The following is a 23123-nucleotide window of genomic DNA, read 5'->3' on the forward strand; positions in this document are numbered from 1 at the left end:
CGGCCGCAGCGCTTATTCAGCGCTGTGGCGTAAAAATACCAGCTCGTTGGCAGACGATTGCTCAGGGCTGTACTGATAACCGGCTAAATCAAACTGCGTTAGCTGCTCGCTGCTGGTCAGTCGCTGCTGAATGATATAACGCGCCATCAGGCCACGGGCTTTTTTGGCAAAAAAGCTGATGATTTTGTACTGGCCGTTTTTAAAATCTTTAAATACCGGCGTAATCACACGGCCTGTTAACTGCTTCGGCTGCACCGCTTTAAAATATTCCTGCGACGCCAGGTTGACCACGACGTCAGTATTCAACGTGGCCAACTGCTGGTTTAGCACGGGTGTAACAGTGTCCTGCCAGAAGGCATATAAATCTTTGCCTTTAGCATTGGCCAGCTTAGTGCCCATTTCCAGCCGGTACGGCTGCATTAAATCCAGCGGGCGCAGCACTCCATACAAGCCGCTTAAAATACGTAAATGCTGCTGGGCAAAAGCAATATCGTCATCGGTTAAGCTTGCGGCATCCAGCCCCTGATACACATCGCCATTAAAGGCAAACAGCGCGGCTTTGGCATTTTGCTCGGTAAACGGCGGCTGCCACTGGGCAAAACGGGCCGCGTTTAACCCTGCCAGTTTATCGCTGATATGCATCAGACTACTTAAATCGGCTGGTGTCAGGGTTTTGCAAATCGCGGCCAGCTGGTGGCTATGATCCAGCAAAGCCGGTTGAGTGACGGCTAGGGTTTTAGTCAGCGGTTGATAATCGAGATCTTTCGCCGGCGAGACAAGCAACAACATGGGCTTTCCTGTAACAACTTAAGGTTAATCAAGGTACAGCTTGGGTAACTGCGGTAACAATTGTGCAAGCCGCTGCTGGTTGGCAGCTGTTTTAGTACTGAACTCCAAGGCGGTCAGCACAGCTTTTGCAAGCGGCAGCAGGGCCTTGTCTGCCGGTATCTGACTAAGTGCCTGTAACATATTCAGCACCAATGAAGCATTGCACGGCATCACTAAAAAGGCCTGTCTTAACTCCAACAATGCTGCTTTGGCCTCACCGTTTTGTGCCAGCGCCATGCCTTGCTGGTTCCAGCGGGCAATTTTCTCACGCAGCGCCAGCTCCTGCTGCAGTGCGTGCTGAGTGATTAAACGCATGCAGCAGCCGTGCAGATCAGTCCCCAAGCGCTGATACTGCTTAAGCCGGTTTAGGCAGCTGTCGGCTTCTTTCACCTCACCCAGTGCAAAAGCTAAGCGGGCGTAATCTAACTGCAGGGCCGGTTTAGCCGTATCAGCCGGCATCAACAGCTGGCTAAACTGCTGTTTAGCATCCGCAATATGGCCTTTTAATAGCTGAATTCTGGCTTTGAGCAGACTGTGCTCGATATCACTATTATCGGTTTGTAATTTCTGTGGCATTGAGGCTAACGCATCGCTGGCTTTTTTCAGCAGCGGCGCCAGTGCGGCCATACTGGCTTGCTGAGCTTGCTGCAGCAACACACGGCACAGGTCAAAATAATAATCAGCCTGATCAAAACCAGAAAAGCGGTACTGTTGGATAAGTTTTTGTAAATACTTTTCCGCACTTTCACTCTGCTGTTGTAACAGCAAGACCGCGACTTTAGCCTGGTGTGCCGCAAAATGATTAGGCTGCAAACGCAACAGCTCGGTCAGCAGTTGATTGGCCAAATCAAATTGCTGCTGACGCAGATATAAACACGCCAGCCATTCCAGCGCTTCTGGCCGGGCATCGTCTTGTTCGGTAAGGGGTAATAACTGTGCTTCAGCGGCTGTATGTTGATCCTGCTGCAGTAATGCCACAGCCCGCCCTAACAACGCCCAACTGAATTCACGTTGTTGAATGACCTGCTGGTACAGTTTTAATGCAGCGTCATAACTGCCCTGCTGCAGCAGCACTTCTGCCATAATCCTCAGCGCCGGTAATGAGGCGGAGTTCATCGCATTAATCAGCTGATCCAACTCCAGCTGCGCATTGGTGTAATCTTTATCACGCAGCGCCTGATAAGCCTTACGCAATTTACTGCGGATGCTCCAGGCTTTAGCCAGCCGCTTTTCCAGCTCAACGTAAGAGAACGGCTTTAAAATAAAGGCATCAGGGGCCCCTTGCAATACACCCAGTACCGGCAAGCGGCGAGGCTCTGCACTCATCAAGATAAAACAGCAGCCCAGCCTTAACAGCGCCTGTTGCGATAACTCGGTGAAAAACTGCAAGGCATCTTTACCCGGACCTAAATCGAAATCAGCCAGAATAACGTCGAAATTATCCTGTTTTGCCAGTGGCATAGCCTGCACCGCATCACTAACAGTGGTAATATCTTCGAAACCAATTTGCTGTAGCATGCCTTTAATAGAGGCACGCACCGGCTCGCAGTCTTCGATTAACAGCAGTTTTTTACTTTTATAGAAGCTGGCTGGGTAGATCATCGTGATCCTGTGCTAGGTTACGTCTAAATATAAGTTAATCTGAAACAGAACCGGACCACCCTGTCCGGTAAATTTGGCAATATAGTAACTTACTTTGCGCCTTGCAATGCAAATTACGCCAGCTTAATGTGGCGAACGTGAATTTTGTTGTAATATTCCTACATTAATTGCTTATTTAACCCTGCATCACTAGAATGTGAGCAAAAATATGGTAATAAAACAATATGAGCGACTTACTTAGCCAATTAAAAGCGGTCACGACTGTTGTAGTAGACAGCGGTGACCTGACTGCCATTGAGCAGTTTCGCCCGGTAGATGCCACAACTAACCCCAGCTTGCTGTTAAATGCCAGCCAGTTGGATTTTGCGAAGCCCATGTTACAGGGTGCTGTCGCTTACGCTAAACAGCATGCCAGTGACAGCGCCGCCCAGCTAGCATTAGCCTCAGATAAATTTGCTGTCGATGTCGGTACGGCTATCAGCAAATTGGTGCCTGGCCGGGTGTCGACAGAAGTTGATGCCCGTTTGTCATTTGACACCGATGCTACCGTCGCCAAAGCCAAACAATTAGTGGCGTTATATCAGGAAAACGGCGTAGGCACTGATCGCATTCTGATCAAGATTGCCTCTACCTGGGAAGGCATTCAAGCCGCAAGGTTACTGGAGCAGCAAGGTATTCAATGTAACCTGACGTTACTGTTTCATATGGCACAAGCCCGTGCCTGTGCTGAGGCCGGCGTGTATTTAATTTCGCCTTTTGTAGGCCGCATTCTCGACTGGTACAAAGCCAGTACCGGCCAGGACTACAGCAGTGAAACCGACCCTGGTGTGTTGTCAGTGCGTGAAATTTACCGCTTTTACAAACAACATAGCTTTAATACTGTGGTGATGGGTGCCAGTTTCCGCAATACCGGTGAAGTACTGGCACTGGCCGGCTGCGACCGCTTAACCATCAGCCCGGCACTACTGGCTGAACTCAGCCAAATGCAGGGCGAGCTCACAGTGCATCTGCGTGACGATGGCAGCAAAACGCCACCACCAGCGCAGCTTAGCGAAACCGAATTTCGTTGGGCACTGAATGAGGATGCCATGGCGACAGAGAAGCTGGCAGAAGGGATCCGTAAATTTGCCATTGACCAGCGTAAGCTGGAGCAACTGATCAAGCAGGCGTTATAAATTTTAACCGTTACAGGAGTCGACTATGTCCGGTGTTACCCTTGAGGGGCTGGCAGCGCTTGCCAGCGAGCAACAGTTGTCATTACGACAGGCCTTTGCCACTGATCCCGACCGAGCCAGCCGTTATCGCCACAGTGCTTGCGGCATTACACTGGACTACTCAAAAAACCTGATTGATGAGTCAAGCTGGCAGGTGCTACAACAACTTGCCGCAGCAAGCCCGCTTAAGCAGCGGCTTGCTGCAATGCTGGCTGGCGAGAAAATTAACCACACTGAACAGCGCGCAGTCTGGCACATGATGCTGCGCAAAAGCGAGGTTACTGGCCTGAGCTTAGACGGTGAAGCTGTCGGCGCGGAAATTTCAGATTGTCGCGAAAAAATGACAGCGCTGGTCAATCAGCTGCATACGGGGCAATACAATGGCTATAGCGGCGAGCGCATTACTGATGTGATTTGGGTGGGTATTGGTGGCTCATTATTGGGCCCGCAAATGGCCGTAGAGGCGCTAAAGCCCTACCATTGCAGCCCGGTGCGACTGCACTTTGCCGGCAATATCGACGGCGCTGTGGTAAGCGATGTGATTAAACCGCTACGCCCACAAACCACCCTGGTGTTTGTGGCGTCAAAATCGTTCGGTACCGAAGAAACCAAACAAAACGCCCTGGCGCTGCGTAACTGGTTTACTGAGCAGGGTGCAGACAGCAGCGCTATTGCCCGGCATTTTTGGGCCACCTCATCCAATATCCAGGCCGCGGCTGATTTTGGCATAGTGCCAGAGCATATCCTGCCAATGTGGGACTGGGTAGGCGGGCGTTACTCGCTGTGGTCTGCCATTGGCCTGCCGGTGGCGCTGATGATAGGTAACGCGCAGTTTGCGCAGTTACTCAAAGGCGCCGAAGCGATGGATGAGCACTTTATCAATGCGCCGCTGCGCGACAATATGCCATTAACACTGGCGCTGCTCGGCATTTGGTATATTAATGGCTTTGGTTGTCAGGCGCAGGCGTTACTGCCCTACAGCCATTATTTGCGCCTGCTGCCTTCTTATGTGCAACAACTGGATATGGAATCTAATGGCAAGGCGGTTGACACTGAGGGAGCATCACTGCCTTATGCTACTGCACCGGTGATTTGGGGCGATGCCGGCACTAACGGTCAGCATGCTTACCATCAGTTACTGCATCAAAGTGCCTTAACGGTACCGGCCGATTTTATTCTGCCACTTAAAGCGGCGCACACACTAAGTGATCAGCATCAGCGTTTGGCGGCCCATTGCTTTGCACAATCGCAGGCACTGATGCAGGGAAAAACCCTGGTTGAAGCGACCGCTGAATGTATCGCCGCCGGCATGAGCCAACAAGACGCGCAGGCACTGGCGCCACACAAGGTGTCGCCGGGTAATAAGCCCAGTAATACGTTGTTGCTGCCTGAGCTGTCGCCCTATTATTTAGGTGCGTTAATTGCACTATACGAGCACAAGGTATTTTGCCAGGGCGTGTTGTGGGGCATTAATTCGTTCGATCAATGGGGCGTAGAACTGGGCAAACAGCTGTCAGGCCCGATTTATCAGGCGCTGGCGGGCAAAGATGCCAGCACTGTGGACAGTTCGACCCGGGCGTTAATTGCGGCATTCTTGCAGCAAAAAAAGTCTTAAGCAGCGCCGACCTGTCATAGTGTTGTCACTTAGTTGTTTTATTTTCAGGCAAAGTGTGGTAAACCCTTTGTTGAAAATAACAACAACAACAACACTCAGAGAGGCATTATTATGGAAAGCTTCGAAGACTTACTGAACATGTTGGAACGCCCGGCCGCCAAACCGCGGGCCGCGAAGCGTAAATGGCGCGAAATTGAACAACTGAAAGAGCGCCAGCGCCTGAAAAAGGAGCTGAGCGACATTGACTGGACGATAGAGCCGGAACTGGCTGATATCGAACTTTAAAGAAACGCCCACTGGCAACAGTGGGCGTTTTTTGTTTACATCGCCTAGCTAAGCTGCCAGTTAATCGGGGCCTTGCCCTGCTTAACCAGCAGTTCGTTCGCCTGCTTAAAATGACCACAACCGAGAAAACCGCGGTGGGCTGAGAGCGGTGACGGATGCGGTGCTTCCAATACAAAGTGGCGCTGACGATCGATCAGCCGGCCTTTCTTTTGCGCATGTGAGCCCCAGAGTAAAAACACGATACCGCTACAATGGCTGTTGATCTGAGCTATAACCTGATCGGTAAAACGCTCCCAGCCTAAATGCCGGTGCGAGTTGGCCTGCGTCGCCACCACTGTCAAAACCGTATTGAGCAGCAGCACCCCCTGTTTAGCCCAGTCTTCCAGACAGCCATGCTGAGGGATCTGAAAGTCCGGATACTCCAACGCCAGCTCTTTATACATGTTTTGTAATGACGGCGGCACCCGCACACCTTTACGCACTGAAAATGCCAGCCCATGCGCCTGATTTGGCCCGTGGTATGGGTCTTGCCCCAATAACACGACTTTCAGGTTATCAAGCTCGGTGAGTTTAAAGGCGTTAAACACATCGGCCTCAGGCGGATAAATCACCTGGCCGGCCAGCCGGGCTTGTTTTACCTGGTTAAGCGTATCAACAAAATAGGGCTGGTTTTTCTCCGGCCCCAGTAGTTGCTGCCAGGACATCAGGCCTGCTCCAGCGTTAACAGCTCATGCTTAAGCGCGGTAAAATCGGCCGGCAAATCTTTGCTCAGGCTCTGCTCTGCCGCGCAGCGGGCTAAGGCTTCTGGCAGAGCTATCGGTGTACCGAGGATGTTTTCTACCTGCTCTTTAAACTTGGCCGGATGCGCAGTGCCAAGGAAGATACCGTACTCGCCACTTTGCAGGCTGCGCTTTAACGCTTTGTAAGCCACGGCCGCATGCGGTTCACTTAAATAGCCCAGCTGATTCAATAGTCTTACGCCTAATACGGTGTCGTCTTCATCCACCATCACAGCTTCAATGGCATCCCGGCGAATAGCGCCCTGCGCCAGCAGTGCCTCTACCCGTGGCCAGTTATTTGGCGCGGCCACATCCATGGCATTAGATAAGGTCGCCACCGTGGTTTTAGGCTGCCAGTCACCGCTGCGCCAATAGCGTGGTACCGTATCGTTGCTGTTGGTAGCGGCAACCATCCGCTTGATTGGCAAGCCCATGGCTTTAGCAATTAAGCCGGCGGTTAAATTACCAAAGTTACCGCTTGGCACAGCGATCACCACCTGCTGGCGTTTGTCTACCGGCACCTGCGCTACAGCTTCAAAGTAATAACACACCTGAGCAAATAACCGACTGATATTAATGGAATTAGCCGAGTTAATACCCAACTGCTGCACCAGAGGTTTATCGTCAAAGACCTGTTTTACCAGCGCCTGACACTGGTCAAAATCACCGTCTACCGCCAGCGTCGTGATGTTCTCCCCCAGCGTGGTAAACAGCTTTTCCTGCAACGGGCTTATTTTGCCTTTCGGAAACAGGATTACCACCTTCACGCCTGGTTGACGGTAAAACGCGTGTGCGACGGCCGCACCGGTGTCACCCGAAGTCGCAGTAACAATAGTGGTCTTCTTCTCCCCTTGCGCTTTAGCCAGGGCCTGCGCCATAAAGCGGCCACCAAAGTCTTTAAACGCCAGGGTCGGGCCGTGAAACAGCTCAAGACAGCTGATATCGTCGGCAACACTGGCCAGCGGTGCCGCAAAGGTAAAGGCGTTCCTGACCATGGCATTGACATCAGCAGCACTCAACTCATCGCCAATCAGCGCCTGTAAAATGGCGCTGCTACGCGCCACAAAAGGCATAGCTAACAACGCATCGATATCCAGCTTAGGCCACTGGGTGGGGAAAAATAAGCCCTGCTCAGCCCCTAATCCTTGCCGCACGGCTTGTAAAAAACTCACCTGCTCTTGCGGTACTTTTATATTGGTTAACAACATGGGTAATCTTCCTACAGCGCCCGGGCGCCGGCTAATGACAAGCGACAAATTTGCGTGGTCGCGTCCTGATTTTTTTCATAATGCCGTGATAAATATTCCGCAGCAAGTTGCGCCTGCGTATCATCGGCGCACAAGGCAAATAAGGTTGGCCCGGCACCAGAGATGCCCAGGTGTAAAACACCCAGCTCTTCAAGCGCGCTGCGTAACTGAGGTAACTCTGGGATAAGTGCTGTGCGCGCCGGCTCTGCCACCAGATCCTGCAGTGCCGCAACCGCATCTGCCTCGTCAGCAGCATACAGCGCACTGACAAAACGGCTTAGCATGCCGGCAAAGTTAATGCTGTGCGCCAGGCTAAGCTGTTGTGGCAGCACTGCCCGCGACGCCTTGGTTGACAGCACAGTGCCGGGGTAACTTAGTACCACCCGCCAGTGTTCAAACCATGGCAGGCTGCGACAGATACGCGCACTTTGCGGCAACATCAGCTGTAGGCCGCCAAAAAAAGACGGCGCCACGTTGTCATAATGCACGCTGCCACTGACACTGCCCTCAGCCTCAGCCATCAGTGTTAATAGTTCAGCATCCGACAGTGGTTTGCCAAAGTAATCATTAAAGGCATAACAGGCCACCACGATAGAGCAAGCACTGGAGCCAAGCCCGCTGCCAACCGGCAGGTTTTTGTGCAGCCGAAGCGCCAGCTTAGGTAACACCCGGCCCAGCTTTTGCTCAAAGGCCGCAAAACACAGTAACACCAGATTAGTGCTGCTATCTGCCGGCAGCTGGTGCCGGTAACGGCCTACTATTTCCAGCTCCAGCGTGTCGCTTGGTGCAATAATATCCAGCACATCACCAAACAGTTCGCCGTTTAGTGGTTCAAAGGCGGCGCCGAGTAAATCAAAGCCAACCGAAAAGTTGCCGGTAGACGCCGGCGCATAGTAGCGTTTTTCATAAACGAATTCTGCTTGCATCGTTATTACACCTGTTGCTGCCAGCCAAGAGTACGCATAATGTCGCTAAACACCCCAGCTGAAGTTACCGCCGCACCCGCGCCGTAACCGCGCAGTACAAAAGGAATAGGCTGATAATAACGGGTATGAATTGCCAGTGCGTTTTCACCGTCTTTCACTTTGGCCAGAGGGTGCTCGGCGGCCAGTGCCTTAATGGCGACCTTACATTTACCACCGCTGATTTCACCAATATACCGAAGCACCTTACCTTCAGCTTTGGCTTGGCTCACACGCTGACTAAAAGCCTGGTCAAGCTCAGGTAATTTTGCCATAAACTGCTCCGTGCTGGCCTCGTTAGCAAAGCCTAACGGTAGCACTGACTCGACCTCCACATCGCTTAGCTCCAACGTCATGCCGGCTTCGCGCGCCAGGATCAGTAACTTACGCGCCACGTCCATACCGGAGAGATCATCGCGTGGGTCGGGTTCGGTAAAGCCTAGTGCTTTGGCTTTTTTCGTCACTTCTGACAAGGCCACGCCCTGCTCCAGCTCACCAAAAATATAGGATAAGGAGCCGGATAAAATGCCTTCAAACGCTAACAATTCATCACCGGCATTAAGCAGCCCCTGCAAGGTATCGATGACCGGTAAGCCAGCGCCTACTGTGGTTTCGTACAAAAAGCGGCGCCGGTTTTGCTGTGCCAGGGCGCGCAGCTGCTGGTAATAGCTGTAACTAGCCGTATTGGCTTTTTTGTTTGGTGTCACCACATGAAAACCTGCCGCGAGAAAGTCGGCATACTGTGCGGCGACCTGCTCTGAGCTGGTGCAATCGACCAGCACCGGATTAGTCAGGTGCTGCTGCTGCACAAACTGACTTAGCTGAGCAACAGAGAAACTGCCTTGTGCCTGTTGCAACTGCGCCTGCCAGTCGGCTAAGGCAATGCCTTCACCATTGAGTAAACAGGTTTTGCTGTTAGCGATACCGTACACCGTTAACCTGACATGGCGCTGCTGTAAAAAGCTTTGCTGGCGCTGTATTTGCGCCAACAGCTCACTGCCCACTACACCACAGCCGACCAGAAATACATCAATACTAGGCACATGGCTGAAGAAGTTTTCATGACACACCTTCACGGCGTTTTTACAGGCACTTTGCTCTACTACAGCGGAGATAGAGCGCTCACTGCTGTCTTGCGCTATGGCCACCACGTTCACCCTGGCCTGCGCCAATGAGGCAAAAAACTTCGCCGCTACACCACGGTGCTGGCGCATACCATCGCCGACCAAACTAACAATAGCCATATCCGACAAAATGGTCAGCTCGCGCAGTAAACCGGTTTGCAGCTCCAGTTCAAACTCTTGCTGCAGGGCTTTTTTCGCCGCAGCCAAATGCAGCTGAGGTACACAAAAACTGATACTAAACTCAGACGAGGACTGGGTAATCAGACTGACCGAAATCTGTGCGCGTGCCATAGAGGCAAACACTCGGCTGGCCATACCCACCACACCTTTTAAACCCGGCCCCGACACTGTGATAAGCGCCAGATGCTCCAAACTGGAGATACCTTTTACCAGCGCATCACCACCGCCGGTGTTATCGATACAGGTGCCCGGCGCTACCGGGTTAAGGGTATTTTTGATGTAACAGGGAATGTTGTAACGTGCCAGCGGGCCTATGGTTTTTGGGTGTAACACCTTGGCGCCAAAGTACGACAGCTCCATCGCTTCATCATAAGACAAACGATCGATTAGCTTGGCATTTTTGACCTGACGCGGATCGGCACTGTACACACCATCAACATCAGTCCAGATTTCACAGGCTGCCGCGCGGATGGCCGCCGCCACAATAGCAGCAGAGTAATCTGAACCGTTGCGGCCAAGCAAACAGGTTTCACCGGCGGCATTGCTGGAGACAAAACCGGCAATCACATAGACCTTGGCAGGCCTGGCGGCAATCGCCTGTGGCAGCGTCTGCTCACAGCCGGCAATATCGGCACTGGCGTTTAAATAATCACCCGTGCTTTTCACCAGGGTCACCGCGTCCAGCGCCAGTGCCGGCAACTGCTTAGCGTTTAACAGGGCCGTCATCAATGCGACGCTAAACTGCTCGCCTAAACCGAGAATTTGCGCCTTGATATGATCAGGACAGTGGCGCAGCAGCGCAATACCGGTCAGTTGGTTTTGCAGTTGCGCCAGCTGAGATGTCATCACTTGCTCAAGTCCTGCCAAATCTGCCTCGGGGAACAAGGTTGCAGCCTCTGTGGCCAGTGTCTGGTAGCGCGTTGATAACTGATTGAGCAGTGCAGCAAAGTCTGAGCCCAGATAGGCCAGATCGGTCAGCTCAACCAAGGTATTGGTTACTCCCTGCGGCGCCGACAACACCAGACAAATTGTATCATCGGCGGCTTGCTGCTGCACTACAGTGGCAACGCTGACGAAACGTTCGACCGATGCCAGCGACGAGCCGCCAAATTTTAGCACCCTCATGTATTACTCCTTGCGCATTAAGTATCTGTAATATTCCGTTACCGTGACGCTTGCTTGTTGTTATGCCGGCTTTGTAATACCAAGCCAAAAAAAAGACCCGTGACGTTTGAGGTCACGGGTCTTTTTTACAGACAACACACCGCCGACCTCCTACCCCGCAGGGCTGGTGGTAATAATAATGGTGGTGAGGACTGTCGTTGTTATTTTCATCGCCAACACTATGCACAGACTTATAGACGTCTGTCAATGGCTAAATTTTCTGTGCGGTCACTTTACCTTTTTAAGGTAAGCACTATGGCCATCATGCCAGGCAACAGCCTGATTGCGGCCTTGCCGTTTTGCACTGTATAACGCTTCATCCGCTTGCTGGATCAGCTGATCGCTGATAACACCGCTGCTGAAGCTGGCAACACCGACACTGATTGTGGCAGTAAGCTGCTGCTGCTCAAAGCTAATGCTGTGCGCGGCTACTGCACTGCAAAGCCGTTGAGCGACTTGCATGGCGCCGGTTAAATCGGTTTCGGGCAGAATAATACCAAACTCTTCCCCACCGTAACGTCCAAGGAGATCAGTATCACGCAACAAAGCCGCTACTAAGCGCGATACTTCGATTAACACTGCATCACCGCCCAAATGGCCATAGTGATCGTTTAATTGCTTAAATTTGTCTAAATCAAATAACAGCAACGACAACGGATGCTGGTACCGCTCAGCCCGCTGGATCTCATAGCCCAGTTGCTGTTGCCAGTAACTGCGGTTAAACACCCCGGTCAGGCCGTCGGTACGGTTTGCCAGTTGTAATCGCGCGACACTTTGCTGTAACTGCTGCTGGTAGACGTAAGCATCGGTGGCATCTTCCACCAAAATACAGATGTAGCGCTCACCCGTGTCAGGCGCAGTGAGCGGTAACATACTGCAATTTTGCGCCATGTAAGCACTGTCGCTACTAAGCGGGCGCAAATGCGGTAATTTAAAAATGTACTGTCGCTGCTCCCAGCTGCTAAACGCGGGGACCTGCAAACTTAATACGCCTTGCAGTTTGCGTTGCAGCCAGGCTTGCGGCAAGTCGCTAAACACCTCGAACAGGCTTTTACCTTTAACATCGTCTGGCTGAAGGTCAGCTCGCCGGGCAATAAACTGATTGATAAACACCAGCTTTAGCTCAGCGTCCAGTAGCACTACCCCGGAATTTAGCTGCGACAGTAACGGCTGCAATAATCCCTCTAACGGCATTAAAAATCCGCCAGGATCTGATCCAGCATCTGGCGCAAGCGCAGCACAGCTTCGCCGGGGATCAGTAAAATCATGTCACAGTGAAAACTGTAGTCCGTCAGTTGATAGCGGATATCGACCTGCAGCGCCAGTTGCCATTGCTGAGCCGTCGCGGCCAGCTTATCAGCGAAATGCTCATCACGGCTGGACAAAATGCGGGGTGCAGCATAAGAGAAGCTGTTGTCCAGCTGCTCAGCCAGGCCATTTAAGAAAGTGGTAGTGAGCACCGAACTGATGTCAGTCAGCATTTCAGCTTCTGAGCTGTCATCGTCGCTGTAACCCAGCAGTTTAGTCAGCACACCGACATTGGCTAACTGGTAAAGCATAATGGTTTCGCCACGCAGGCCCTGGTCACCAAAAAAGCCCAGGCTTATCAGGCTGACACTTTGCTGCTGATAACGGTTAGCAAAATGTTCAGGCAAGTGCTGGGTATCAACCAGTTTTATCGCTGGCACTTGCAGGTGCACCATGGTCTCCAGATAACGCGCCAGTTTGTCACTAGCCTGACCCATAGCAACATTCACCAGCTCCTGCAGGCAATCGCGCTGTTCTTCCGTGAAATGCAGTGTTGTCATATCAAACCATACTTGTGCAGCACCGCAGCCAGTTTGTCGGCATTGGCCGGTTTTTGAATAAAGGCCAGTGCCCCTAAATCCATTACCCGCTTTTGCATTTCCGGTTGGATATCAGCAGAGACCACGATCACGAGGCAATCCAGTTGTTGCGCTTTGATGGCTTCAAGCACGCCGACACCATCAAGCTCGGGCATGGTCAGATCTAAAAACACCAGGCCAATCTCCTGCGATTGCAGCACGGCCAGTGCCTCTAAACCATTTGTTGCAGTGACGATACTGGCATCAAAATCTGCCGGCAACGCCTTCTTTAATTGGTTACGTGCCAACAAAGAGTCGTCACATATTAAAACCGTTAACGCCATGTACTATAGCCTGTGTTGTTGTTGTCGTTGGGGCCAAAGTTGGCTAAAAAATATATACAGACCGTCACTATAAAGCAATATCTGCGCTATAAATAGCTCAGAACCCCCAGAGCTATTTGCAAACTGCCGGTTATTGGTTATGGTAGTGCAATAACACTCATAATATTGTTGCCACACAAGGTTATTTCATGCAGCAGAAAAGCTTGTCCCGTAAGCTGTTAACCAAGGTTTTGTCAGTGTATTTTATTCTGACCTTTATCGTTACTTTGGGCCAAATTGTTGCAGAATACTTTAATACCAAAAACCACATTAATGGTGAGCTGGAAACACTGCAGCAAACTTTTTCTGGCAGCCTGACGCGGGCTATTTGGGAGCTTAATACCCAGCAAGCAATGATAATTGCCGATGGTCTGCTGGCGATACCGGCGATTGAAGGCATTATTGTACGCGATGACAGTGGCGCTGTGATTACCCAGCTAGGTTTGTATATCAATATTCAGGAACGCTTTAGCACACAACTGGTTCGTGAAGGCGTGCGTTTAACGGAGCAGCAATCCGGTATTTTTGGTTATACCTTCCCGCTCATTTTTGAGTTTTCCGGCCGGGCCACCCAGGTGGGTGATGTTACCTTATTTTCCAGTCGCGCTGTGGTGATTGACCGGATAAAAGTGGGCATTTACTTCCTGGTGGGTAATGCCATGCTCAAAACCACCTTTTTGATCATCCTGTTTTTGCTGGCGTTTCGTAAACAGCTTACCGTACCTTTAACTGAGCTGACACAGCAGATTGAAGATTTAGAGCTGGATCAACTTGAAGGCGCTAAAGTGGAAATACAGCATGGCGACAGCTCAGAGCTAAGCGTGATGGCGGATGCCTTTAACCGGCTGATTGGCCGGGTGCAGGATTACAAAACCCAACTGGAAACCACGCAAAAACAACTGATGCTGTCAAATGAAAAGCTAGACCAGCAAAACCTGATGCTAGAGCAGGAAGTGGCGCGTAAAACGTCCGGCCTCAGCCAGGCAATGATGGACTTACAACAGCAAAAACAAGAGCTGGAAGTAAAACAACAAAGCCTGCGCGAAGAAATTGAACGCCGTCGCCATACCGAAGATGCCCTTCGCACCAAACAAAGCGAACTGGAAAAAATTGTTGATGATTTAAAACAGGCACAAGACCGCTTGGTGCAATCAGAGAAAATGGCTGCGTTGGGTGGTTTGGTGGCCGGTATCACCCACGAAGTGAATACACCGGTGGGCATAGGCGTTACGGCAACCAGTTTCCTGGCGGAAAAGCTGCAAACGCTGGAACAAGCCTACAAAGACAAAACACTGACACCCAAAACACTGGAACATTTTATTGAAGAAGCGACACAGGGTACTGAGCTATTGCAATCTAACCTGGTACGGGCATCGGAGCTTATTGCCAGCTTTAAGCAAATCGCAGTCGATCAAACCAGTGAAGCCGTGCGAACCATCAATTTGTCAGAATACCTGCACGAGGTGATACGCTCGTTACAACCCAACTTTAAAAAGACACATCACCAGGTAGAGGTGAATTGCCCGGACAACATTATGCTAAGCTGCCCGGCTGGCGCCATCTCGCAGATCTTCACTAACCTGTTAATGAACTCACTGATCCACGGTTTTGAAGATATGGACAACGGGCTTATCCGCATTACAGTGCTGGATGAAGATGAAAACGTCGACATCAAATACAGCGACAACGGTAAAGGCCTGGCGCAGGAGCAACTGGAAAAGCTGTTTCATCCGTTTTTTACCACCAAACGCGACCAGGGCGGCAGCGGCCTTGGCACTCACATTACCTACAACCTGGTAAGGCAAACACTGGGCGGTAGCATTAGTGTTAGCAGTGAGCCGGGCAAAGGTCTCCACTACCATATTTGCTTTCCAAAAAAGCTCAAACCTACGGCCTGATCCACGCTATACTCCGCAACAGGATGTTTGAAGTAGAGTAGATTATGTGGTTTAAAAATGTTCGTGTGTATAAGCTCAGCGCGCCACTGAGCACCGACCTTTCGGTATGGGAACAAGCGCTGGCTGAGTTTAAATTCAGCCCGTTAAGCGCTCAGGAAGCAGTAAAAACCGGCTTTAGTTTCCCGTTGCATGCCAGTGCGAAGCAGTATTGTCATGCCTGTCAGCATCTGCTGTTTTTTGCCGTTAAACGCCAGGAAAAAATCCTGCCCGCGGCTGTCATCAATGAAGAGATGCAGCCAAAACTGGAAGCGATGGAGCAGGAAAAAGGCCGGCCACTAAGCCGTAAAGAAAAACAAAGCCTGAAAGAAGAATTACAACTGAGCTTATTGCCGCGCGCCTTTAGTCGTTCAACCTTGACCCAGGGTTACTATGATCCGGAACATCAATGGCTGGTCATTAATAGCGGCAGTGCCAGCAAAGCAGAAGATGTGCTGGCACTATTGCGCAAGGCGCTAGGCTCTTTACCTGCCCTGCCCTGGCTTGACAACACTAAACTGACCACCCACTTACAGTTATGGCTGCAAAATCAGGCACTGCCGCAAGGTTTTAGCCTGGGTGCAGATGCTGAGTTAAAAGCACCGGATGAAGAAGGCGCCAAGGTCAAATTTAGTAACCATTTACTCAGTGCCGACGAAGTACAAAGCCATCTGCAACATAAACTGGTAACCAGTATTGGCCTGGAACAGCCTGACCGGTTGTCACTGGCTGTCACCGACGAGGGCGCATTGAAGCGGCTGAAGTTTCATGAACTGCTGACCGGGCAAAACGACGAGCTGGGTTGGGATGATTTGCTAGCCAGGCTGGATGCCGACTTACTGCTGATGGCCAGCACAGTAAACCAGGCACTAAACGCCATACAGCAGCAACTAAACAGCACCGCAGAATAATGCGGTTTTAACGAAACACGTTTTGCACATCCTGATAAACCTGCCGGATATCAGGATGTTGCATAAACTGCGACTGCGGCACCAGGTTAATAGACACATAGTAGTCCAGTAAACGCTGCTGCAGTGCTTTATCGGCATAGCCGTCACGGGCAATCACGGCCAGCCGAATAAAATCGGCATAACCTGGCCCAGGGTTATCCGGCTGCAATTTTTGCCAGCTTTGGCTTACCTGATAAAACTCCTGTGCAAAGCCCCAGGCATACATAATACGAAGGCTAACGTCTTTGGCCAGGCTGTTGGCTAAATGCAGTAAAAAACGCGGGTCGCCCAGCAACTCCGTTTCACGCTCTGCTTCACTGATAATTGGCAAAGCGCCGATATTATGTACCAGTGCCATCAAATTAAGCACATCTTTACTCAGACCACTGCGCGGCTCCACCGTTTGATAAACACTAAGACAGGCGGTGGCCACACAAGCCGTTTGAACACTCAATTGCCACAGTTGGTCCAGATGCTGTTGTACTTGTTTATGTTTAGAAACAAACACCTGCTCAAGCGCCATAGCAATAGCAATATTACGGATTTGACTAAGGCCAATGCGGGTAACCGCCTGGCTAAGTGACGTCACTTTGATTGAGCGGCCCATAAAGGCACTGTTGGCCACTTTGATCATGCGCGCAGCTAACGCCGGATCCTGCGCTATCACATCAGCCATCTCGGCAAGGCTGATATCGGGCTCAGAAGAGCGCTCACGCACTTTTAATGCGACATCAGGCAAGGTGGGTAGCAGCAACTCATCATGCTGAATTTTATACTGTAAAAGCTGTAACAAACGTTGCTGTGCTGACATAAAACTCCCTGGCCGGCGTTAGTTATTCGTCACCCTTAGCAACACTCTGCTGCATCTGCCGCAGTAAAGTGGCACAGGCCTCACTGAGTTGCTGCCGGGCACTGACTTCGAGCTGGCCGGCCAGCTCTGTTAATAACGGATACCCCATGCTGCCAGCACTGCCTTTTAAACTGTGGGCAGCATAAGCAAGGCTATGCCAGTCTGTATTGGCAAAAGCCTGCTGCAGCTCTTGTAGCAACGCCGGCAATTGCGCTGTAAATTGTTGCTTTAGTGCCAGCATTTGCGGATCCTGCGCCAATTGTTGCGTAAGCTTATCCACATCAGTTGTTGTTGATTTGCCGTATTTGCTCAGTATAGCCACTAACTGGGCGTGCATCACAGGTTTTGCCAGTAAGCCCTGACAGCCCGCCTGACGATAACGCTCTGAATCTTCAGACATCACGTTAGCCGTAACAGCAATAACCGGTGTTTCGATACCGGCATGGCGGATCAGTCTGGTTGCCTCTTCACCGCCCATTAACGGCATTTGCATGTCCATAAAAATGAGGTCAAAATCCTCTGCCAGCGCACGCTCAACCGCCTTATGGCCGTTTTCTACCATCACACAGCTGGCGTTAGCCTTTTCCAGCATCAGTTGTAGCAGCAACTGGTTATCCGGGTTGTCTTCTGCAACCAATATGTGTAGCGGCGCTTGCTCTGTAGCAACGGCAGGTGTCGCAGGCAACGCGGGGATGTTAGCTAAGTCATCGACTAATTCCGGGTGCTGGCGCGAACAGTCGAACTGCAGTTCAAAACAGCTGCCGATACCTTTAACACTCTCTACCTGAATATCGCCATCCATTTGTTGCATCAGCTTTTTCGAGATACAAAGCCCAAGACCCGTACCACCAAAATGACGGGTTACTGTGGCATCTGCCTGGACAAAGGGCTGGAAGATACGGCTTAGTTCATCAGGTGTCATGCCAATACCGCTGTCTTTTACTTTGATGCTGAGCTGTTGTGTCAGGACATCAAAGCTGACACTGATCACTATTTTACCTTTTTGGGTAAACTTCACCGAGTTACTGGTCAGGTTTAACAACACCTGGCGAAAACGCAGCGCATCATTATACAGCTGGCGTGGCAGGGGAAAATTCAGCTGCAGTAAACACTGTATGCCTTTGGCCTCAGCCTGACTGCGGGTTAACAGGAATACATCTTCAATGACGTTAAGCACATCGAACGCTTCACGCTCCAGCTCCAGTTTTTCTGCCTCAATTTTCGACAAATCGAGAATATCGTTAATCAATCCGAGCAAATGGTCGCCGCTTTTTAACACCCGTTGCAGATAGTTGTGCAGCTTTTGGTGATCCGGCTCATTTAACGCCTGCTCGGAGAAACCAATAATGGCCGTCAGCGGCGTGCGGATCTCGTGACTCATATTGGCTAAAAACACACTTTTTAGTCGGTTGGCTTGCTCGGCCGCTTCGCGCGCCAGAATAAGCTCCTGATTAGCGGCGGCTAAGTCGTCGTTGGCGCGGGCCAGATCTTGCGTGCGTCGCAGTACTTTATCTTCCAGTTGCTGTTTATAGGCGCGTTCGCGCTCGCGATACACTCTGAGCTGGCGCACCATCACATTAAAAGCAGCAAACATGTCCCCCAGTTCGTCCTGCTTTGTTACTTCCAGCAAGGTCGATAAGTCGCCGCGCCCGACCGCTGTCTTGGCCGCCGTAAGCTGTTTTATCGGCGCAAAAATATTGCGGATCAACAGCCAATAGACTAACAGCGGTAACGTAGCGCACATTAATAACGTCAGCAGCAAGATCACCAAAGATAAAGTGCGCTGTTGTTGCAACAGCTCCTGCTCGTCTATGCCGTATAACAGCTGATAGGCGCCGGGCAAACTTTTGCCCAACAGTAAACGGCTCTGCCCGAGCAAAATCACGTCACTGAAGCTGTCAGCATCAATACTTTGCTGGATAGCACGAAAATTGGTCGGTGCAAAGGCACTGCCAATTAACGCTGGGTTGTCGGCATAAGTAATAGCGGCCGCCTTGCTGATTAATAACGTCACGCTGTTGGGCGTATGCCGGTAGCTGACAACGTCAGCGAGTGGTTTGGGGCTAACCACCACCACTAGGTAACCCCATAAACGGCGTGATTCATTAACACTACCGGCATAGAGTTTGTGGGCAAAAAACAATTGCTGACTTTTGCTGTCGGTGTCTTGCGCCAGAAAGTAGCTGGCCTCCTCTACCTGAGCTTGCAGCTGAGAAAAATATTCATTACGAAACCGGTTTGGAATGCTGGAGTAGTCTGTCCGGTGTGGTACCTGCAACTGATAATCACCGTTTAGGTTCAATAATTTGACCGACACCACGTTTCTATCAGCACTGGCAAACTGGCGGAATTGTTGTTGCAAGACGCTAAGCTGACTGTCTTCAGCTTGCTGGACATACTCTGCTAACAGCGGGTTCTGCGCCAGCATGGCTAAGCGGGCCTGTTGTAACTGCAAAAAGCTGGTCAGCTGCAATTGCTGCTGGCTGAGAGCTTTCTCTGCGCCATAATAGGCCTGCTGTTGCCAATATTGCTTACTGAACTGGTAAGCAATATAACCAAAAGCCATTACCGGCAATACCAGTAATGGCAGCATATAAGCAACAAGCGTTTCGCGTAGCCTCATCCGTGTCCTGCGCAGCAGCGGGCTTGCGCCCTGCCCTTATCATGCCATACAGCATAACCAGCACAGTACATGCCGACAAGTGCTAGTTTACATCAGCCTGATAAAGTGTCTTAATCCAGCGCTCTTCGGTTATAAAATTCCAGTGCCAGCTTTTCCATTGCTCACCCAAACCTTTTTCTACCGCCTGCTGCTCAGTCATGCCTGCGGCTTTATAACCCTGCACTATGGCCAGGGTGGCCTGCATCATGTCCAGCGAGCGCTGCACACCGGCTTTATCGGTAAGCTGGCCGTGGCCTGGGATAACACGGGTTTGTTCATTAAGCATACCAATCAGCTGACGGGTGTTCTCGATATACCCCTTTACCGATCCACCATTGTTGGTATCGATAAACGGAAAACGACCTTCAAATAACAAGTCGCCGAAATGCACTACGTTGGCTTCCTCAAACCATACCACTATGTCGCCATCAGTATGGCTGGGTGGCAGGTAATCCAGCCGGATGGTTTGACCGCCCAGATTCAGCTTAAGCTGCTCTTTAAAGGTAATGGTTGGCAGGCCATTACGTGGAAACTTGCTATCCTGCGCCAGGCGGCTTAACACATTGTGATGAGCAATAATATCGACGCCAGCTGCCAGCTGGCTATTACCGCCAACATGGTCACCGTGCAGGTGTGTGTTGACCAGGGTAGTAACGCCAGAGCCTGCCCCCAGCTCAGTAAGCTTGGCTTTAATTTTATCGGCCAGTTCAGCATACTGGCTATCGACCAACAGCACCTTTTCACCGGCAATAACGGTAGCCATATTGCCGCCAGCACCGGTCAGCATATACAGGTTTTCCGTCAGTTTGGTGTCTTGCACCTGCACGTCTTTAAAGCGATCAGCGTGCAGCGGTGCCACAGCCAATAGCAACGCCAGCGTAGTAAACAGTTGTAATTTCATTCAGCTTATCCCCAAATAAATTTGGCCAGAAACACCAGGGTCAGCAACCAAACGCTGAGCGTGGTGCGGTGTAGGTTACCGGTGACTAAACATAGCACAGCGTAACTGATAAACCCCATGCCTATACCATCAGAGATGGAAAAGGTCAGTGGCATCATCACCAACACAACGCTGACCGGTACCGCCTGGATCACTTCGTCCCACTCGACATGCTGTAAACTACCCAGCATCAGCGTCGCCACATACAATAGCGCGCCGGCGGTGGCATAAGTTGGCACCATAGCGGCCAGCGGCGAAAACCATAATGCTGCCAGAAATAACAAACCGGTAACCACCGCCATTAAGCCAGTACGGCCGCCCGCTGCAACACCACTGGTACTCTCAACATAGCTGGTGGTGGTTGATGTGCCTAACATGGCGCCAGTGATAGTGGCGCTGCTATCGGCAATCAGGGCTTTGTTTAAATCAGGCACTTTGCCATCTTGTTGCATTAAGCCAGCTTTATGACTTACCGCCACCAGAGTGCCCGAAGTATCGAACAGGTCAAGAAACAGCAAACTTAAGATCACCGGCAACATGCTAAGTTGCAGCGCAGCGGCAAAATCTAGCTGCATAAACGTGGGTGCCAGGGATGGCGGTGTGGCAATAATGCCGCTAAAGCGGGTGTCACCCAGATACCAGGCACCTAGGGTCACCAGCCCGATACTGATTAGCACTGCGGCATGCCAGCCACGGTGGACCAGTGCAAAAATAACGAAAAAGCCAAAAAGTGCCAGCACCACTTGCGGGTTATGTAAGTCGCCCAAAGTCACCAGTGTGGCCGGGCTGGCGACAATAATATTGGCGGTTTTAAGCGCTATCAGTGCCAGAAACATACCAATACCGGCGGCAATACCCATTTTCAGCGGCAATGGGATGCTGTTAATAATCCACTCGCGTATTTTAAAAATGCTCAGCAATAAAAACAGACAGCCAGAAAAAAACACACAGGCCAGCGCCGTTTGCCAGCTATGCCCTTGCTCCAGCACGATAACATAAGTAAAAAACGCGTTTAGCCCCATGCCCGGTGCCAGTGCTACTGGCAGGTTAGCCAACAAACCCATTAACAAACAGCCGAGCGCCGCCGCTAAGCAAGTAGCAACAAAGACGGCACCCTGATCCATACCCGTTTGTGCCAGCATAGCAGGGTTAACAAACAGTACATAAGACATCGCCATAAAGGTCGTCAGCCCGGCCATCATCTCGCGTTTGACCGAACTGCCGCGTGCACTCAGTAAAAACCATTTATCCAGCAACGCCTGTCTCCTGAAAAGTGAAAAGCTGGCAAGACGCCAGCTTTGGATAAAGAAAGTAACCCGGTGAGCTTAGATAATTTTGTTCTGTTGCCAAAATTTTTCTTTCTCAAGACGCTTTTGCCGTTTTTCGCACGGCTTATCACAGTCACAGGCTTTCTCTATGCCCATCTCGCCCAAGCCGCCGCAACTACCTGCAATGGTTTTACGCTGCACCAGATAGCCAATTGCCATAGCAACCACGACCAGCAAAAACAAACCAAAGGTTAGTAAGAAAATACTCATAACAACTCCGTTATTCGGCCAGATAAGGCAGCATGGCTGAAGAGGTTAACTCGTTAAAACCTTCATCAGTTTTTGTCACGATTAACACCGCCAGTTGATGCTGCTCAGCAAAAGCCAGTGCTTCCTGCGCAGCCATAACATTTAATGCAGTGGCGTAACCATCTGCTGTCATACAGGACGGATGTAATACTGTGACAGATACGGTGCGATTTGTAATCGGCTTACCGGTACGCGGGTCGAGCAAATGCGAGTAGCGCACGCCATCTTCTTCAAAATAGTTGCGATAATCACCCGATGTTGCCACGCCCATATCGCCCGGCAGCAGTATACGCTGCACGGCTCGCTCGGCGCTTACCGGTTTCTCTATGGCGATCTTCCATGGTTGCTTTTCAGCTTTTACGCCTTTTAAGCGCATTTCACCGCCAATTTCCACCAGATAATCAGTAATGCCCTGCTGCTCCAGTACTTCAGCGACCTGATCGACACCATAACCTTTAGCGATCGGTGATAAATCGACTGCCAATTGGGCAATGTCTTTGCTTAAACCGGCCTCGGTCAGGTGTAACTTGTCATAGCCGACCCAGGTACGGGTTTGTGCAATTACAGCGTCATCAGGTGCATGCTCAATACGGCCACGTGCACCAAAACCCCACAGTTCAACCAAAGGGCCGACCGTAACATCCAGCACCCCGCCGGTTTGCTCGGCAATTCGCAGCGCTTCGGCAATCACAGTACGGGTTTGCGCTGAAATAGCGAAGGCACTGTTGTCCGTGTGACGGTTAAAGCGCATCAATTCAGACTCTGGCCGGTAGGTCGACATTAAATTGTTAACCAGCTCCAGCTCGGTATCGATGCGCTGCCTAAGCGCGGTTAAATCCGGTGCAGTGTCGCTATAAAACTTCACTACGTAGTAAGTGCCCATGGTGTTACCGTCCAACTGATATTGCTGGTTAGCCGGTTTCGCCGGGGTACAGGAAACTAAAACGGCCAGCGCAATATTGGCCAGCCAGATTTTCAGGAAAGAAACAACGTGCATAGCG

20 protein-coding genes are annotated in these 23123 nt (G+C 51.0%); 5 read left to right on the top strand and 15 right to left on the bottom strand.

Annotated features, from left to right (window positions below):
- Positions 1 to 12: 12 nt before the first annotated feature.
- Both yaaA and ABGI61_RS03105 read right to left on the bottom strand, forming a co-directional pair.
- Positions 13 to 789 carry a peroxide stress protein YaaA gene (yaaA, locus tag ABGI61_RS03100; protein ID WP_347596736.1) on the bottom strand — a complete coding sequence of 259 codons (777 nt, stop codon included), beginning with the start codon at positions 787 to 789 and terminating at the stop codon, positions 13 to 15.
- Between the two features lie 24 nt (positions 790 to 813).
- Positions 814 to 2430, bottom strand: coding sequence for a tetratricopeptide repeat protein (locus tag ABGI61_RS03105; protein WP_347596739.1), 1617 nt, complete (start codon positions 2428 to 2430; stop codon positions 814 to 816).
- A gap of 224 nt (positions 2431 to 2654) precedes the next feature.
- Here ABGI61_RS03105 and tal point away from each other — a divergent pair, with 224 nt between their 5' ends.
- The 3 genes from tal to ABGI61_RS03120 all read left to right on the top strand — a co-directional run bounded on the left by tal (position 2655) and on the right by ABGI61_RS03120 (position 5544).
- Complete coding sequence (tal, locus tag ABGI61_RS03110; protein ID WP_347596742.1) at positions 2655 to 3605, top strand: transaldolase; 951 nt, start codon at positions 2655 to 2657, stop codon at positions 3603 to 3605.
- Positions 3606 to 3630: 25 nt separating this feature from the next.
- Positions 3631 to 5259: a glucose-6-phosphate isomerase gene (gene pgi / locus ABGI61_RS03115; RefSeq protein WP_347596745.1), complete on the top strand. Its 1629-nt coding sequence runs from the start codon at positions 3631 to 3633 to the stop codon at positions 5257 to 5259.
- Positions 5260 to 5370: 111 nt separating this feature from the next.
- A complete protein-coding gene (locus ABGI61_RS03120) occupies positions 5371 to 5544 on the top strand; it encodes a DUF3545 family protein (RefSeq protein ID WP_081502255.1) in 174 nt (57 codons plus the stop codon).
- A 44-nt stretch (positions 5545 to 5588) separates the two neighbouring features.
- On the opposite strand, the gene ung is transcribed toward ABGI61_RS03120, so the two are convergent.
- From ung to ABGI61_RS03155, 7 genes are all read right to left on the bottom strand, one after another.
- Entirely contained in the window at positions 5589 to 6248 is a 660-nt protein-coding gene (gene ung / locus ABGI61_RS03125) for a uracil-DNA glycosylase (protein WP_347596748.1), read from the bottom strand.
- Positions 6248 to 7531 carry a threonine synthase gene (thrC, locus tag ABGI61_RS03130; RefSeq protein ID WP_347596750.1) on the bottom strand — a complete coding sequence of 428 codons (1284 nt, stop codon included), beginning with the start codon at positions 7529 to 7531 and terminating at the stop codon, positions 6248 to 6250. The genes ung and thrC overlap by 1 nt, the downstream gene beginning before the upstream one ends.
- A gap of 11 nt (positions 7532 to 7542) precedes the next feature.
- Positions 7543 to 8496, bottom strand: coding sequence for a homoserine kinase (thrB, locus tag ABGI61_RS03135; protein ID WP_347596753.1), 954 nt, complete (start codon positions 8494 to 8496; stop codon positions 7543 to 7545).
- 5 nt (positions 8497 to 8501) lie between these two features.
- Complete coding sequence (thrA, locus tag ABGI61_RS03140) at positions 8502 to 10961, bottom strand: bifunctional aspartate kinase/homoserine dehydrogenase I (RefSeq protein ID WP_347596756.1); 2460 nt, start codon at positions 10959 to 10961, stop codon at positions 8502 to 8504.
- A gap of 267 nt (positions 10962 to 11228) precedes the next feature.
- Positions 11229 to 12194, bottom strand: coding sequence for a sensor domain-containing diguanylate cyclase (locus tag ABGI61_RS03145; RefSeq protein WP_347596759.1), 966 nt, complete (start codon positions 12192 to 12194; stop codon positions 11229 to 11231).
- Entirely contained in the window at positions 12194 to 12808 is a 615-nt protein-coding gene (locus ABGI61_RS03150; protein ID WP_347596762.1) for a chemotaxis protein, read from the bottom strand. Before ABGI61_RS03150 ends, ABGI61_RS03145 begins: the two co-directional genes overlap by 1 nt.
- Entirely contained in the window at positions 12805 to 13170 is a 366-nt protein-coding gene (locus ABGI61_RS03155) for a response regulator (RefSeq protein ID WP_347596765.1), read from the bottom strand. The genes ABGI61_RS03150 and ABGI61_RS03155 overlap by 4 nt, the downstream gene beginning before the upstream one ends.
- Before the next feature lie 188 nt (positions 13171 to 13358).
- On the opposite strand from ABGI61_RS03155, the gene ABGI61_RS03160 reads away from it, so the two are divergent.
- Positions 13359 to 15107, top strand: a complete 1749-nt coding sequence (locus ABGI61_RS03160; RefSeq protein WP_347596768.1) for a sensor histidine kinase — start codon at positions 13359 to 13361, stop codon at positions 15105 to 15107.
- A gap of 44 nt (positions 15108 to 15151) precedes the next feature.
- Entirely contained in the window at positions 15152 to 16054 is a 903-nt protein-coding gene (locus ABGI61_RS03165) for a recombination-associated protein RdgC (RefSeq protein ID WP_347596771.1), read from the top strand.
- A 7-nt stretch (positions 16055 to 16061) separates the two neighbouring features.
- Here the strand turns inward: ABGI61_RS03165 and ABGI61_RS03170 are convergent, their stop codons facing one another.
- The 6 genes from ABGI61_RS03170 to ABGI61_RS03195 form a co-directional block, all read right to left on the bottom strand.
- Positions 16062 to 16904, bottom strand: coding sequence for an HDOD domain-containing protein (locus tag ABGI61_RS03170; protein ID WP_347596774.1), 843 nt, complete (start codon positions 16902 to 16904; stop codon positions 16062 to 16064).
- A gap of 22 nt (positions 16905 to 16926) precedes the next feature.
- Complete coding sequence (locus tag ABGI61_RS03175; RefSeq protein WP_347596777.1) at positions 16927 to 19566, bottom strand: hybrid sensor histidine kinase/response regulator; 2640 nt, start codon at positions 19564 to 19566, stop codon at positions 16927 to 16929.
- 82 nt (positions 19567 to 19648) lie between these two features.
- Positions 19649 to 20506, bottom strand: coding sequence for an MBL fold metallo-hydrolase (locus ABGI61_RS03180; RefSeq protein WP_347596780.1), 858 nt, complete (start codon positions 20504 to 20506; stop codon positions 19649 to 19651).
- A 5-nt stretch (positions 20507 to 20511) separates the two neighbouring features.
- Positions 20512 to 21801, bottom strand: coding sequence for an NCS2 family permease (locus ABGI61_RS03185; protein WP_347596783.1), 1290 nt, complete (start codon positions 21799 to 21801; stop codon positions 20512 to 20514).
- 69 nt (positions 21802 to 21870) lie between these two features.
- Positions 21871 to 22083, bottom strand: coding sequence for a (Na+)-NQR maturation NqrM (gene nqrM / locus ABGI61_RS03190; RefSeq protein ID WP_347596786.1), 213 nt, complete (start codon positions 22081 to 22083; stop codon positions 21871 to 21873).
- 10 nt (positions 22084 to 22093) lie between these two features.
- Positions 22094 to 23119, bottom strand: a complete 1026-nt coding sequence (locus ABGI61_RS03195; RefSeq protein WP_347596789.1) for an FAD:protein FMN transferase — start codon at positions 23117 to 23119, stop codon at positions 22094 to 22096.
- Between the last annotated feature and the right edge of the window lie 4 nt (positions 23120 to 23123).

The sequence above is a fragment of the Rheinheimera fenheensis genome, from assembly GCF_039871805.1.
GTDB lineage: Bacteria > Pseudomonadota > Gammaproteobacteria > Enterobacterales > Alteromonadaceae > Alishewanella > Alishewanella fenheensis.